Annotated in this window: 12 protein-coding genes, 1 tRNA gene and 1 pseudogene; 10 read left to right on the plus strand and 4 right to left on the minus strand. The window is 64.5% G+C overall.

All coding sequences use genetic code 11. The annotated features are described in order from the left end of the window. Positions 1–53 precede the first annotated feature (53 nt). A complete protein-coding gene (locus CCR95_RS01220; RefSeq protein WP_201091156.1) occupies positions 54–929 on the minus strand; it encodes a fructosamine kinase family protein in 876 nt (291 codons plus the stop codon). Further along, positions 926–1,531 (minus strand): HNH endonuclease, encoded by a 606-nt coding sequence (locus tag CCR95_RS01225; protein WP_201091157.1) that lies wholly within the window; start codon positions 1,529–1,531, stop codon positions 926–928. The genes CCR95_RS01220 and CCR95_RS01225 overlap by 4 nt, the downstream gene beginning before the upstream one ends. A gap of 658 nt (positions 1,532–2,189) precedes the next feature. Between CCR95_RS01225 and CCR95_RS01230 the strand changes: the two genes are divergently transcribed. The 10 genes from CCR95_RS01230 to CCR95_RS01275 all read left to right on the plus strand — a co-directional run bounded on the left by CCR95_RS01230 (position 2,190) and on the right by CCR95_RS01275 (position 12,215). Then, positions 2,190–4,409, plus strand: a complete 2,220-nt coding sequence (locus tag CCR95_RS01230) for a primosomal protein N' (RefSeq protein WP_476718515.1) — start codon at positions 2,190–2,192, stop codon at positions 4,407–4,409. Between the two features lie 136 nt (positions 4,410–4,545). Continuing rightward, a complete protein-coding gene (eno, locus tag CCR95_RS01235) occupies positions 4,546–5,823 on the plus strand; it encodes a phosphopyruvate hydratase (protein WP_201091158.1) in 1,278 nt (425 codons plus the stop codon). Between the two features lie 86 nt (positions 5,824–5,909). Then, the gene (ftsB, locus tag CCR95_RS01240) at positions 5,910–6,209 is read left to right on the plus strand and encodes a cell division protein FtsB (RefSeq protein ID WP_201091159.1); all 300 of its coding nucleotides are present in this window, start codon (positions 5,910–5,912) and stop codon (positions 6,207–6,209) included. Beyond that, positions 6,206–6,940 (plus strand): 2-C-methyl-D-erythritol 4-phosphate cytidylyltransferase, encoded by a 735-nt coding sequence (ispD, locus tag CCR95_RS01245; protein ID WP_201091160.1) that lies wholly within the window; start codon positions 6,206–6,208, stop codon positions 6,938–6,940. The genes ftsB and ispD overlap by 4 nt, the downstream gene beginning before the upstream one ends. Beyond that, positions 6,934–7,413, plus strand: a complete 480-nt coding sequence (ispF, locus tag CCR95_RS01250; protein WP_201091161.1) for a 2-C-methyl-D-erythritol 2,4-cyclodiphosphate synthase — start codon at positions 6,934–6,936, stop codon at positions 7,411–7,413. Before ispD ends, ispF begins: the two co-directional genes overlap by 7 nt. Continuing rightward, entirely contained in the window at positions 7,410–8,459 is a 1,050-nt protein-coding gene (gene truD / locus CCR95_RS01255) for a tRNA pseudouridine(13) synthase TruD (protein ID WP_201091163.1), read from the plus strand. Before ispF ends, truD begins: the two co-directional genes overlap by 4 nt. 206 nt (positions 8,460–8,665) lie before the next feature. Next, entirely contained in the window at positions 8,666–10,108 is a 1,443-nt protein-coding gene (locus CCR95_RS01260) for a TldD/PmbA family protein (RefSeq protein WP_201091164.1), read from the plus strand. Further along, entirely contained in the window at positions 10,105–11,424 is a 1,320-nt protein-coding gene (locus CCR95_RS01265) for a TldD/PmbA family protein (RefSeq protein ID WP_201091166.1), read from the plus strand. The genes CCR95_RS01260 and CCR95_RS01265 overlap by 4 nt, the downstream gene beginning before the upstream one ends. 2 nt (positions 11,425–11,426) lie before the next feature. Continuing rightward, a complete protein-coding gene (locus CCR95_RS01270) occupies positions 11,427–11,999 on the plus strand; it encodes a DUF4124 domain-containing protein (protein ID WP_201091168.1) in 573 nt (190 codons plus the stop codon). A gap of 139 nt (positions 12,000–12,138) precedes the next feature. Beyond that, positions 12,139–12,215 (plus strand) — tRNA-Arg (locus CCR95_RS01275). Between the two features lie 91 nt (positions 12,216–12,306). Here CCR95_RS01275 and CCR95_RS26015 read toward each other — a convergent pair. Both CCR95_RS26015 and CCR95_RS26215 read right to left on the minus strand, forming a co-directional pair. Next, a pseudogene (locus tag CCR95_RS26015) lies at positions 12,307–13,203 on the minus strand (tyrosine-type recombinase/integrase). Between the two features lie 26 nt (positions 13,204–13,229). Then, on the minus strand, positions 13,230–13,556 hold the full coding sequence (locus tag CCR95_RS26215) for a helix-turn-helix domain-containing protein (protein ID WP_420825636.1): 327 nt from the start codon (positions 13,554–13,556) through the stop codon (positions 13,230–13,232). Between the last annotated feature and the right edge of the window lie 307 nt (positions 13,557–13,863).

Raw genomic sequence — 13,863 nt, forward strand, 5'->3', positions numbered from 1 at the left:
GCAATCAGGTGCGATCTTTAAGTTTTAACATATTCGTCATTTTTGCGTCACCTTCAGCCGGCCTCGGCGAGCAGGCGGTCGATCATGTCCTGGGCCTGACGGAGATAGCCGCCGCCGAAGAGATTCAGATGATTGAGGATGTGATAGAGGTTGTAGAGGATCTTGCGGACGGTATAGCCGGAATCGAGCGGCCAGGCCTCGCGATAGGCGGACTGGAAACGTGCGTCGAAACCGCCGAAAAGCTCGGTCATGGCCAGATCCGTCTCGCGGTCGCCATGATAGACGGCGGGGTCGAAGATGACCGGCTGTCCGTCGGGCGTGGCGCCGATATTGCCGCCCCAGAGATCGCCGTGCAGCAGCGAGGGCGCCGGCCGGTGACCGATGAGCGCGCCGAGCGCGCCGAGCAGGCGTTCGCCGGACGACCGCAGACGACCACCGCAGCCCCTGGCGGCGGCGAGTTCGAGTTGATACCCCAGTCGGTGCTCGCGCCAGAAGTCGACCCAGTCCGCGCGGGGCGGATTCGGTTGCGGGGTGGCGCCGATGGTGTTGTCGCGATGCCAGCCGAAGGTCTCCGCGGTGGCGCGATGCAGTTGGGCGAGTTGACGCCCGGCGAGCGCGCTATCCAGCCGCCCACCGAGATCGAGCAGGTCCATGACCAGATAGCTTTGGTCGCCGGCGAGACCCGCGCAGACCGGCGCTGGAACGCGCATGGCCCCGGTCGCGGCGAGTGCGCCGAGTCCCTCGGACTCCGCCTCGAACATGGCCAGACGCTCAGCCGCGTTGAGCTTGACGAAAAACCCGCGCCGGCCGTCGCCGATCAGACAGGTTGTATTGATGCAACCGCCGCCGATCGGGCGCTGGTGCCGGACCTGGAAAGGTTCGCCGGTGACCGCGCCGATGCGCGCGGCGATCGCGTCCCAGGCGGTCATGCCGGCGTCTCGCGAGCGAGCCGGCGATGCAACGGGCTGGAGCGGGGAAAGTGGGCGCGCAGAAACTCCATCTGATCCGCCAGGACGTGACGACCCATCAGAAAAATGTACTCGGCATGGGTCGGGGCAAAGGGCACGGCGAGCAGTTCCATGCCGGCGTCCTCCGGAGAGCGCCCGGCCTTGTAGTTGTTACAGCGCACACAGGCGGTCACGACATTGTTCCAGTGGTCCGCGCCGCCCTTGCTGGAGGGGCGGACGTGGTCGCGTGACAGATGGCGGTCGGAAAAATGCTGACCGCAGTACATGCACATGTGGTTGTCCCGCTGGAACAGGGTGCGGTTCGAGAGGGGCGGCATATAATCGTCCTGAAGTTTGTTCAGGGCGTGATGGATGCCGTGGGTGGCGATGATCGAGTGGATTTCGAGTCGGCTCTGAATGCGAGTGAGTGCGTTGACTCCGCCGCGCAGCAGAAACAGGGGATCTCCGCAGGCGTAGGCGACCTGGCCAAGAAAATAGAGTCGGGCAGCCCCCCGGTAGTCGATCCACTCCAGGGGCATGCCTGCCAGATCCGTTCGCAGTACCTGTTGATTGAGTTGCAACATAGCGAAAACACGGCTCGGTATTTGCGCGAATAATACACACTTGTCTCTCTCGTGCAACCTGAAAACAGCCGCTTACCGGGAGTCCGGTCATCGGCTTGCCAGAACGCCCGATTTCTGGAGTTCCCGGTCCGAACGAGACGATCGCCACGCGTCCGGGCGTCTCGCGGCTGAATCATTCACAGTCCGGGATGGATGTGCGGAAATCCGCAAATTTGTCAAGGCACTCTTTGAGTCAACTGTCGCTCAATTTAGCAACGTATTGAATTTTAAAAGAAGTCATGAACTGGTCAAAGCCTTGCCAAAACCGCGTAACCTTCGTATTGACGCCAGTCGGAGCGCAATTCCCAGAGCCTATCCACAAACTTATCCACAGACTTTGTGTGCAGTCCTTCTTTCGTCTTGCCACACAACCGGTTGCCCCGTTTACGTGCGGATCCGTTCGCCAAAGCGGCACGCGATCACTTCGGTAGCACGAAACGTCGAGCATGATTTTTTTCAATCTGGTTTCCACGGATGCCGAATGCAATCGAATGCTGGCCATCCGTGCGCGCGGCGATCCGGGCGGGTCGGTGGCCAGCGCATTGAGCGTTCCGCGCCTGTGACTCGCGCGCCGAACACACCCGAGTCAGCCGGGGCGGTCACGTCAGACGGATCCACGGTGATCCTGCGGGTCGCCGTGGCGGCGCCGCTGGCGGAGCTGTTCGACTATCTGCCGCCGGTGTCGCCCGCCCCCGTGGCGCTGACGCCGGGCCTGCGTCTCCTAGTGCCCTTCGGACGCGGTCGCCGGGTCGGGATGCTGCTGCGCATCACCTCCCGCACCGAGCAGGATCCCGCGCGTCTCAAATGCGTCGAGTCGGTGCTGGATGCGCGCCCGCTGCTGTCGCCGGCCGATCTGCGGCTGATCGAGTGGGCCGCAGCCTATTATCGGCAGCCGATCGGGGAGGCGCTGTTTACCGCGTTGCCGGCTCGTCTGCGCGATCCGGCGCCCCTGCTCGACGAGCGGGTTCCGGGCATCCAGGCCACGCCCGCGGGTCTGTCCGTCACGCTGGACACGCTGAATCGCGCGCCCCGGCAGCGCGATCTGCTCGCCTTGGCGCGCGCCGCCCCGGCGGGTCTGGCCTTGGCCGATCTGAGACTGAGCCTGGGAGACTGCGCCGCGACCCTGCGCGCATTGCGTGCGAAGGGACTGATCGAGACCTGCCAACTGATTCCGGGCCTGACGCCATCCCTGCCGCCGCCGGTCTCCGCGCTCGCCGGCCCCGCGCTCAATGCCGACCAGCAGGCGGCGGTGAACGCGATCCAGGGCGCGCTCGGCGGTTTTCGCGCCTTCCTGCTCGACGGCGTGACCGGCAGCGGCAAGACCGAGGTCTATATCCGTCTGATCGAGGCGGTCATCGCCGCCGGCGGCCAGGCGCTGGTGGTGGTGCCGGAGATCGGCCTGACGCCGCAACTGCGCGAGCGTTTCGTCCAGCGCCTGCCGGGGCCGGTGGCGGTGCTGCATTCGGCGCTCAACGCGCGCGAACGCGAACGCGGCTGGCATCGCGCCGCGCTCGGCGAGGCCACGCTGGTGCTCGGAACCCGCTCGGCGATCTTTACCCCTCTCCCCCGGCTGGCGCTGATCCTGGTCGACGAGGAACACGACGCTTCGCTCAAACAGCAGGACGGATTCCGCTACTCGGCGCGGGATCTGGCGGTGCGCCGCGCCCAATTGACCGGCTGTCCGGTGGTGCTCGGCTCGGCGACGCCCGCGCTGGAGACCCTGCACAATGCGCGGCTCGATCGTTACGCCTGGCTGAAATTGCCCCAGCGCGCCGGTCGCGCCCGTCCGCCGACCATCTCGCTGCTCGATATTCGCGACCAGCCCCTGCAGGCCGGGCTGTCGTCCGTGCTGCGCGCGGACATGCGGGCCGAACTCGCGGCCGGCAATCAGGTGCTGCTGTTTCTCAATCGGCGTGGCTATGCGCCGATTCTTACCTGCCACGCCTGCGGCTGGGTTGGCGGTTGTCCGCACTGCGATGCCCGTCTGACCCTGCATCTGAATCCGCGCAAACTCTGGTGCCACCATTGCGGCTGGTCGCAACCCGTGCCGAGTCTCTGCCCCGCCTGTCAGGGCAGCGATCTGCGCCGGCTGGGGCAGGGGACCGAGCGTCTGGAAGACAATCTGCGCCCCCTGTTTCCGGAGGTCAGCATCGCTCGCATCGATCGCGACAGCACCCGGCGCAAAGGCGAACTGGATCGGCTGCTCGGGGCGGTTCAGCGTGGCGAGATCCAGATCCTGCTCGGGACACAGATGCTGGCCAAGGGGCATGATTTTCCGGGCGTCACCCTGGTCGGCATCCTGGATCTGGATCAAACCCTCTACGCCAGCGATTTCCGCGCCCCGGAACGCACCGCGCAACTCATCGTGCAGGTCGCCGGACGGGCGGGACGGGCGGAGCGGCCGGGGCGGGTCGTGCTGCAAACCCGCCATCCGGAACATCCCCTGCTGCAATCGCTGCTACGCGAGGGCTATGGCGGTTTCGCGGCCGTGGCGCTGGGGGAGCGTCGCGATGCCGAACTGCCGCCCTTCGCCCATCTCGCCCTGGTCCGCGCCGAGGCGCCTGGAGAATCCGAGCCGCTCGCCTTTTTGCGCGCGGCGCGCGTCCTGGCTGAAGGGCTGATCGCGGCTGCGGAGGCGCCCAAGATCCAACTGCTCGGCCCGATCCCTGCGCCGATGGAGCGGCGCGCTGGCCGCTATCGTGCCCAGCTTCTGGTGCAATGTGGCGAGCGTCCGCGACTCCAGCGTTTTCTGGCGCACTGGAGCCCGATCCTGCGCGGGCTATCCCGAACCAGGGGACTGCGCTGGTCGCTGGACGTGGATCCGCAGGAGATGCTCTAAATCCGCCCATGACGAACAGGTTTGACGCGAACTGGAAAAAGACGCGTGGTTTCGCTGCGCTCTTAGCCTCTTGCGGCTAAGATATCGAGCTTCGCTAACATCCAGTTTCCATCCCTGCTTCAGGAGCAACCAGCTTATGTCCGAAATCGTCGATGTCCGTGCCCGCGAGGTGCTGGATTCTCGCGGCAATCCGACCGTCGAGGCCGATGTCATCACCGCCGATGGCGCCATCGGTCGCGCCATCGTTCCGTCCGGCGCGTCCACCGGCTCGCGCGAGGCGCTGGAACTGCGCGATGGCGACAAGTCCCGCTATCTCGGCAAGGGCGTCCTGATCGCGGTCGCCAATATCGAAGGCGAGCTGCGCGAGGCCGTGCTCGGCATGGAGGCGGCCGATCAGAAGGCGCTCGATCAGACGATGATCGATCTCGACGGGACCGACAACAAGCGCCGGCTCGGCGCCAATGCACTGCTCGGCGTCTCGCTGGCGGCGGCCCACGCGGCGGCGCAGGAAAAGGCGCTGCCACTGTTCAGGTCGCTGTCCGCCGGTCCCTACCGTCTGCCGGTCCCGATGATGAACATCATCAATGGCGGCAGTCATGCCGATAACAGCGTGGACTTCCAGGAGTTCATGATCCTGCCGGTCGGCGCCCCGAGCATCCGCGAGGCGGTGCGTTATGGTGCGGAGGTCTTCCATGCCCTGAAGTCGGTCCTGAAAGGGCGCGGGCTGGGCACGGCGGTCGGCGACGAGGGCGGTTTCGCCCCCGATCTGTCCTCCAACGAGGCCGCCATCGAGGCGATCCTGGAAGCCATCGGCAAGGCCGGTTTCAAGGTCGGTTCCGACATCTATCTCGGGATGGACGTAGCTGCTTCCGAGTTCTACAAGGACGGTCGCTATCATCTCCAGGGCGAGGGCCGCACGCTCGACGCCGATGGCATGATCGACCTGCTCGCTGGCTGGGTGTCGCAATATCCCATCCTCTCGATCGAGGACGGTCTCGCCGAGGGCGATTGGGACGGCTGGAAGCGTCTGACCGAGCGGCTTGGCGACAAGGTCCAGATCGTCGGTGATGACCTTTTCGTCACCAATACCAAGATCCTGCAGGAAGGCATCGACAAGAAGATCGCCAACTCCATCCTCATCAAGGTCAATCAGATCGGCACCCTCACCGAGACCATGGACGCCATCGCCATGGCCCACGCGGCGGGGTATACGTCGGTCGTGTCGCACCGCTCGGGCGAGACCGAGGACACCACCATCGCCGATCTGGTGGTCGCGGCCGGCACCGGTCAGATCAAGACCGGCTCGCTGTCGCGCTCCGATCGGGTCGCCAAGTACAACCAGTTGATGCGCATCGAGGATCAGTTGGGCGACGAGGCGATCTACGCGGGCCGCGCGGCCTTCAGGTGGCTCTGACGAGACGGCGTTCCGGGCCTGTCCCGCGCCTGATCGAAGGGTCGGCCGGGCCGGGTTCGGGCTTCCACGGCTAATCGGGTCTCGACATGCGTTGGTTGATCGCGGTGCTCATCGTTCTTCTGGGGGCGCTCCAGTACCGGCTCTGGGTCGGTCAGGGGAGCCTGGCGGAACTCCATGCGCTGAAGCAGGAAATTGCCTTCCAGGAGGCCGAAATCGCGCGTCTGATGGCGCGCAATCAGGTGCTTCAGGCGGAGGTCGCGGATCTTGGCGAGGGCCAGGAGGCGCTGGAGGAGCGTGCCCGCAGCGAACTCGGCATGATCAAGGCCGGCGAGATTTTCATTCAGGTCATCGAGCGACCCAAGCCCATTGCGGAGACCGCGCCATGAACGAAACCCCGTCGCTCTGGGCCATCCTGCCCGCCGCCGGCGTGGGGCGGCGCATGGGAAGCGCCATTCCCAAGCAGTACCTTGACCTGGCCGGCCGGGCGGTGATCGATCACGCGCTGGATCTGTTCATTGAGGATGCGCGGATCAGTGGGGTCGTGGTGGCGCTCGACCCGGCGGACGGTTATTGGGAGAGCACCGCCCATGCCGGTCATGCCAAGGTGATCCGCGCGGCGGGCGGCGCGGAACGCTGCCATTCCGTCCTCAACGCGCTCGCGGCCCTTGATGGCCGCGCGGAGGAGGGCGACTGGGTGCTGGTCCACGATGCCGCGCGGCCCTGTCTGCGGACCGCCGATCTCGACCGCCTGATCGACGCCTTGCTTGGGGATGCCGTGGGCGGTCTGCTCGGGATTCCGGTGCGCGACACCATGAAGCGCGACAATGGCGATGGGCGGATCGCGTCCACCGTCGACCGGGCGAGTCTCTGGCATGCCTATACCCCCCAGATGTTCCGGCTTGGCCTGCTGCGCCGGGCGCTGCATGACGCCCTGGACGCGAACGATCTGGTCACCGACGACGCCTCCGCCATCGAGCGTCTGGGCCATGCCCCACGCCTGATCGAGGGGCACGCCGACAATCTCAAAATCACCCGGGCCGAGGATCTTCCGCTGGCCCATTTTTATCTGCGACAGCAGGGGCGGATTGATGCGTCACGAGGAGACAACGCATGTTGATTGGTCAGGGCTTTGACGCCCATCGTTTCGCGCCGGAGCGCCGGCTGGTGCTCGGTGGTCTGACGATCCCTCACGATCAGGGTCTGCTCGCCCATTCCGACGGCGACGTGCTGATCCACGCACTCTGCGACGCGCTGCTCGGCGCGGCCGGGTTGGGCGATATCGGCAATCATTTTCCGGATACGGATGCCGCCTATGCCGGGATCGACAGCCGCATCCTGCTCGGGCGGGTGATGGCCAGCCTTGGCCAGATGGGTCTGACCGTGCACAACGCGGACATGACCATCATCGCCCAACAACCCAAGCTCGCGCCGCACATTCCAGCCATGCGCGAGATTCTCGCCATCGATCTCGGCTGTGTGTCGGCGCGCGTCAATGTCAAGGCGACCACCATGGAACACATGGGCTTCACCGGACGCGGCGAGGGGATCGCGGCCTCCGCCGTGGTCTTGTTGACGGAGCCGGGCGCATGACGCAGGCGCCTCTGCCGTGTTGGACGACCTTCGCGGATCTGCCGCTGGCGCACGGCGAACCCCTGGGGTGCGGGCGTCTGCGAGTCGAGCCCGCCGATTTCCAGGTCGAGGAGCGTCTGGGCTTCGCGCCGGACGGCGAGGGCGATCATCTGCTGCTGTGGGTGCGCAAGACCGGCGCCAATACCGAATGGGTCGCTCGCCGTCTGGCTGCGCTGGCTGGCGCGTCCCAGTCCGAGATCGGTTACGCGGGTCTCAAGGACCGTCACGCCGTCACCAGCCAGTGGTTTTCCGTCCCGCGACCGCGCGACGAACCGCCGGATTGGTCGGCGTTGAGCACGGATGGGATCGAGGTGCTCGAAGTCCATCCGCACCGGCGCAAGCTCCGGCGCGGCGCACTGGCCGGGAACCGCTTTCGCCTCCGGATACGCGACTGCGCGTTGACGGTTCCCGCTCTCGACGCCCGGCTTGAGGCGATCCGCGCGCGCGGCGTGCCCAACTATTTTGGCGAACAACGCTTCGGTCATGCCGACGGCAATCTGATCCGCGCCCATGCGCTCTTCGGCGGCACCGCGGGCCGCGTGCCGCGCCATCAGAAAGGTCTCTGGCTGTCCGCCGCGCGCTCGCAGATGTTCAATCAGCTTCTGGCCGAGCGGGTCCGGCGCGAGGACTGGGATCGACCCCAGCCCGGCGACTGTCTGCAACTCGACGGTACCCATTCGCATTTTCTCGCCGAAGTGATCGACGAGGCCTTGACCGAGCGCTGCGAGCGGATGGATCTGCATCCCAGCGGTCCGCTCTGGGGCGCCGGCGCGCCACCGACGCGCGCTGCGATTCAGCGGCTTGAAGAGGAGGTCGCCGCCGATTTTCCCGGCTGGCCCGAAGGGCTCGCCGCCCAGAGGATGGATCAGGAGCGCCGCGCGCTGCGCCTGCCGGTCATCGACTTGACCGGACGCTTGGTCGAGGAGGGGCTTGAACTGACCTTTGAATTGACCGCTGGATCCTATGCGACCGCCGTATTGCGCGAGTTGGTCGATTGGGATGCATGACGAAGGGTCGAGGGGTAAGGTCGTTCCGGCGCTGCGCGAGCCCTCGTCGTTGAAATGATCGCGTGCCGCAAGCGTCAAATCGCACTCGGTCGTCGGGGGGGCGAGCGTCATTCGGCGCTCAAGGTCGCTTCTTCCGGTTGACTTGACAGCGGCGCTGCCTCTGACGAAAGTGATCGGATTGCATCGCCACCGGATCCGTTCGTCTCATGGAACAACTCTCCGAATTCGCCGATCGTTTCTCGTCACAGGCACCGGCCTGCGAATACTGGACCCTGCGCCTAGTCGAGGATGAGTCCGATCATCTGGAGGTGCGCCAGGGCGTGGTCGAGCCAAGCGCGCTCGACAGCTCGCTGGGTGCCATGGTCACGGTCGTGCGTGGCGGCGGCATCGGCTACGGCGCCACCAGCGATTTGAGCGCCGCCGGTCTGCGCGCCGCCGGTGAGCGGGCGGCGGACTGGGCACTCGCCCATGCCCGGCTCGGGCTCTTCGATGCCGGTCTCTATCCGCGCGCCAGTACGCGCGCCGACTATCGCTCCACCATCCTGGAATCCTGGAAAGCCATGGCGGTCGCCGACAAGCTGGCGCTGCTCCAGGAGGCCAACACGGCTCTGGCGATCGACGAGCGTATCGTCGACTGGTCCGCCTGGCTGACGCGCCATCGGGTGTCCCAGTTGCTGGTGAGCAGCGATGGCGCACGGGTCTCCCAGGTGTTCGAGTCGGTCCATCCGGGGCTGTTCGCCGTCGCCAATGCCGGCAGTCAGACCCAGCGTCGGCAGGGCGGCGGGGCGGATTGGGCGCAACAGGGCGGATTGGAGCGCATCGCGGCGGTGCGTCTGCTGGACGACGCGCCGCGCGTGGCGGAAGAGGCCATCGCGCTGCTGGACGCGCCCGAATGCCCCGAGGACACTCGCGATCTGATCCTGTTGCCGAGCCAGATGGTGTTGCAGATCCACGAGAGCATCGGTCATCCGCTGGAACTGGACCGCATCCTCGGCGACGAGCGCAACTATGCCGGCACCAGCTTCGTCACGCCCGGCATGTTCGGGCGCTATCGCTACGGCTCCGAACTCCTCGATATCACCTTCGATCCCACGGTTCCCGGCGAACTGGTGTCCATGGTCGCCGACGACGTGGGTACGCCGGCCCAGCGCGAGTATCTGATCCGCCGGGGCATCCTGGAGCGTCCGCTCGGCGGTCCTCTGTCCCAGGCGCGCGCCGGACTGCCAGGCACCGCCAATACCCGTGCCAGCGGTTGGGACCGTCCGCCGATCGACCGCATGGGCAACCTCAATCTGGAGCCGGGGGAGGAGAGTCTCGCCGAGCTGATCGCGCGGGTCGAACGTGGCGTCCTGATGGACACCAACCGTTCCTGGTCGATCGACGACAGCCGTAACAAATTCCAGTTCGGCTGCGAACTGGGACGCCTGATCGAGGACGGCGAACTCAGGGGACTGGTGCGCAATCCCGGCTATCGCGGCATCTCGGCCGAATTCTGGCGCAGTCTCGACGGGGTCGGCGGTCCCGAGACTCTGGAGATTCGCGGGGTGACGAACTGCGGCAAGGGCGAACCGAATCAGGCGGTCTCTGTCGGACACGCCTCGCCGCCTTGTCTCTTCCGCGACGTGGCCGTGTTTGGAGGTGGCGAATGAACCGGGATGCTTTTTTTGCCTTGGCCGACCGTCTCCAGTCCGGTCTCTCCGGTGCCGAAATCCTTTTCTGTCACCTAGGCGGCGAGGTTTCTGACTTCGTGCGTCTGAACCGTAACCGCATCCGTCAAGCCGGTCATGTGCGTGCCGCCGCGCTCGGTCTGAATCTGATCGATGGGGCGAGACAGGCGGAAGGCCGCTGCGACCTCACCGGCGATGCGCGCCAGGATCTGGTCCGGGCGCGCCATCTGCTCGCGCGTCTGCGCGAACGTCTCGTCCATGTCCCGGACGATCCCTATCTGCACTATTCCACCGAAGCCGGCGAGAGCCACCGGCAGGTCGGCGACGCGATCCCCGCCGCCGAGGACGCGGTTGCCGCGCTGATCGCCGCCGCCGAGGGTCTGGATCTGGTCGGCATCTGGGCCAGCGGCGAGATCGACGAGGGACTGGCGAGTTCCCTCGGTCATCGTCACTGGCACCAGAGCCTGAGCTTCAACCTCGACTGGAGCTGTTATCTGGAGGCCGACAAGGCAGTCAAGGCGGGCCTGGGCGGCTTTCATTGGGACACCGCGACACTCGACCACAAGCTCGACGCCCTGCGCGAAGGGCTGCGGATCATGGCGCGACCCGCGCGCACCCTCGACCCCGGCCGCTATCGCGCCTACCTGGCCCCGGCCGCGGTCAATGAGTTGACGGACATGCTCGCCTGGGGCGGGTTCGATCTCAAGAGTCATCGAACCCATCAGACCCCTTTGCTCCTGATGACGCGCGGCGAGCGCCGCTTCGACCCGAAGGTCACAATCCGTGAGGAACATGCGCGCGGTCTGGCGGCCGGTTTTACCGCCGAGGGTTTCGTCAAACCGGATGGCGTGACACTGATCGAAAGGGGCGTCTTCGGTCAATGTTTAGTGGATGCGCGCGACGGCAAGGAATACGGCGAGACCGTCAATGCCGCGAGCGGCTCGCCTGAATCTCTGGGATTCGACGCGGGCGATCTGCCGATGACTGAGGTACTCGCCCGGCTCGACACTGGGCTCTATATCGGCAACCTCTGGTACTGCAACTGGTCGGATCCCAACGATTGTCGCGTCACCGGCATGACCCGCTTCGGCACCTATTGGGTGGAGGGCGGCGAGATCGTCTCCCCGGTCAAGGTCATGCGGTTCGACGACAGCCTCTATCATCTGCTGGGCGACCGTCTGGAAGGGCTGACCCGCGAGCGCGAGCTGATTCTCTCAGCGCAGACCTATAACGGCCGCTCGACCGATAGCGCGCTCTTGCCGGGGCTATTGGTCTCGGGGATCAATCTCGCGCTTTAAAGATGATGACCGCAAGACTCGCGAAGGTCACGATGCGCCCGGCGATCCTGCTGCTGATCCTTCTTGTCGGCACGGATCCTTGTGCGGCCGATCAAGTATTCCGCTGGGTGGACGATCAGGGTCAGGTCCATTTCAGCGATCGGCCCCCGTCGAATCCGGCGGTTCCGGTCCAGATCCAGCCATTGCCGGCGTCGCCGCGGGTGCGTCAGCCAGCGGATCATACGCATTCGGTGATGAACCAGGTCAGACGCTTGGAAGCCGAGCGCGAACAGATCGAAGCCGCGCGTCGCGAGGAGAAACTGAGACGATTGGAAGAAGCACGCCATCTCGCGGAGATTGAAGAGTCTCGCGCCCGCGCCCGACAGGCGGATGCCGAAGCCGAGCGTGCGCGTCGACCCGTGTATTCCATCTATCCAAGATTTTGGCGACCTCCCCGCCCTCGACCCGATCACCGGCCCGACAAGCCGGGTCACCCGCCACGGCACTCCGAACCGCTACAGCCCAACGGGCGGTCGTTGACCCGTCCAGGACGATCCCTAACCGTTCCGGGGCGAGCGTTGCACCCCGCGCAATGACCGCGTCGCCCTCACGTAGATGCGGTCGCGTGGAGGTCGACCGGCTGCGTCGCATTGGGAAAATTTGAGCAGATGAATTGACAAAAAAAAAAATTATCGACATAATGTCGATATAATTTAAAAATACAGTTTTAGCCAAGCGCCCGTAGCTCAGCTGGATAGAGTACCTGGCTACGAACCAGGTGGTCGGGAGTTCGAATCTCTCCGGGCGCGCCAAATCAAGTCTTACAATCAAGCGGTTATCGGTTTTCCGATCCCGCTTTTTTGTTGCAAGAAATATTGATGTGCCGGAAAATGTGCGGAACGATTATTGCTTTGAATCTTTCCGACGAACTTGGTCGACCACCTGCAGGCCGATTTCAATCCGCCCAGCATGTTCAGCGAGATGCTCCGATGACAAATGCGCGTATCGCTGAACCATCTCGAACGTACTCCATCCGCCCATCTCCTGCAGCACATGCAACGGTGTCCCCGATTGCACATGCCAAGAAGCCCACGTATGTCTTAAATCATGCTAACGAAAGGAGGCGATCCCCGCGCGCCCCAGCGCCTTTTTCCAGGCTGCCGTCCCTGCTTTGGCGATCGGCTTGCAGTCATCACAGCCACGCGCCTGAAAGCAAAATACCCGTTCTTGGTGTCTGCCGACCCATCGCCGTAGCACGAGAACCGCATCGGCATTGAGCGGTACGCCAATCGCCCGCTTCGCTTTCGCTTGATCAGGATGAATCCAAGCAACGCGCCGAACCAAATCGACCTGGCTCCATTCAAGTCCAGTCACGTTCGCCTCACGCAGTCCAGTCGCCAAACTGAACCGCGCCATATCCGCGAGATGTTCCGGCAACTCTGCGATCAGGCGGCTCGCTTCGTCACGGGTCAGCCAGCGAATCCGCGCGCGCGATTCGGGAAGCATCCGAACTGCTGGCGCATGTTCCAGCCACTCCCAGTCACGTTCCGCCCGGCGTAAAATGGCTCTGGCGACTTCGAGCATACGATTCACGGTCGCATGACTCACGCCCTGAGCTTGACGCGCCTTCATCAACGCATCAAGACGATCCCGCCCGATCTCGTCCAGATACAAAGCACTCCAGTGCTTTCCGATCTCGCGCAGATGATAAACATCATCTTCCTGAGTCGCTTTGTGTGTCGTCTCCTCCACCCAGTGCACCACGGCTTCCTGCCAGGTATGACGTGGTTTATCGCCCATGCGTTCCTGTCGCCAGAGTTCCTGCTTCAGCTTTGCTTCGTATTCTTCAGCCGCTTTTTTGTCCTCCGTGCCAGCGCTGCGTCGTACTTCTTTGCCGTCTGGTGTGGTGAACCGAATCCACCAAAAATGACTGTTCGATCTGCGGTAGAGCATGCGGATACCTCGTCTGGCTCTGCCGCCCGCGCACGGTCAGCATACCGCTCGCGTATCCAGTTCGCCAAATCTTCGTCAATGAACAACCAGTGTTTTCCCGGTTTGGCGCTGGGAATGACGCCAGCGACCGCCTGACGGCGCAGGGTCTCCGGGTGCATCCGCAAAAACACGGTGGCTTCAAGCAGATCAAGCGTCTTCATCCATAGTCCCTCTTGGTCGTGGCAACGGTGTCCAGCAGCGCCTGCACCGTGCGCGTCCCGAGCAACGCCCCGCGCTTGCGCATCAAGGCATCCGGTCGATACCCCCAGGCTCTGAGTAGGCCATCTGCATCGCCTGGTGTCCCCAAGCGCGCCAAGACGCGCCGTAAAAATTCGCGATGGTGTCAATCACCATCCAAAAGTTACCAGGCATCAACATCGAATTTTTTCCAGTTGAACGAGCGACTCAGAGGGTCTGACTGGCCTTTTTGCGTTGCTTGAACCGGTAGGAATCATTGCCGGTTTCGAG

The sequence above is a fragment of the Thiocystis minor genome, from assembly GCF_016653465.1.
Classification (GTDB): Bacteria; Pseudomonadota; Gammaproteobacteria; order Chromatiales; family Chromatiaceae; genus Chromatium; species Chromatium minus.

Bases quoted from the DNA above. Each gene is read 5' to 3' on its own strand.
- ispF (WP_201091161.1), top strand. From the start codon at position 6,934: ATGTTGATTGGTCAGGGCTTTGACGCCCATCGTTTCGCGCCGGAGCGC.
- CCR95_RS01220 (WP_201091156.1), bottom strand. From the start codon at position 929: ATGACCGCCTGGGACGCGATCGCCGCGCGCATCGGCGCGGTCACCGGC.
- CCR95_RS01265 (WP_201091166.1), top strand. From the start codon at position 10,105: ATGAACCGGGATGCTTTTTTTGCCTTGGCCGACCGTCTCCAGTCCGGT.
- CCR95_RS01225 (WP_201091157.1), bottom strand. From the start codon at position 1,531: ATGTTGCAACTCAATCAACAGGTACTGCGAACGGATCTGGCAGGCATG.
- ftsB (WP_201091159.1), top strand. From the start codon at position 5,910: ATGCGTTGGTTGATCGCGGTGCTCATCGTTCTTCTGGGGGCGCTCCAG.
- CCR95_RS26215 (WP_420825636.1), bottom strand. From the start codon at position 13,556: ATGAAGACGCTTGATCTGCTTGAAGCCACCGTGTTTTTGCGGATGCAC.
- CCR95_RS01270 (WP_201091168.1), top strand. From the start codon at position 11,427: ATGATGACCGCAAGACTCGCGAAGGTCACGATGCGCCCGGCGATCCTG.
- ispD (WP_201091160.1), top strand. From the start codon at position 6,206: ATGAACGAAACCCCGTCGCTCTGGGCCATCCTGCCCGCCGCCGGCGTG.
- truD (WP_201091163.1), top strand. From the start codon at position 7,410: ATGACGCAGGCGCCTCTGCCGTGTTGGACGACCTTCGCGGATCTGCCG.
- CCR95_RS01260 (WP_201091164.1), top strand. From the start codon at position 8,666: ATGGAACAACTCTCCGAATTCGCCGATCGTTTCTCGTCACAGGCACCG.
- eno (WP_201091158.1), top strand. From the start codon at position 4,546: ATGTCCGAAATCGTCGATGTCCGTGCCCGCGAGGTGCTGGATTCTCGC.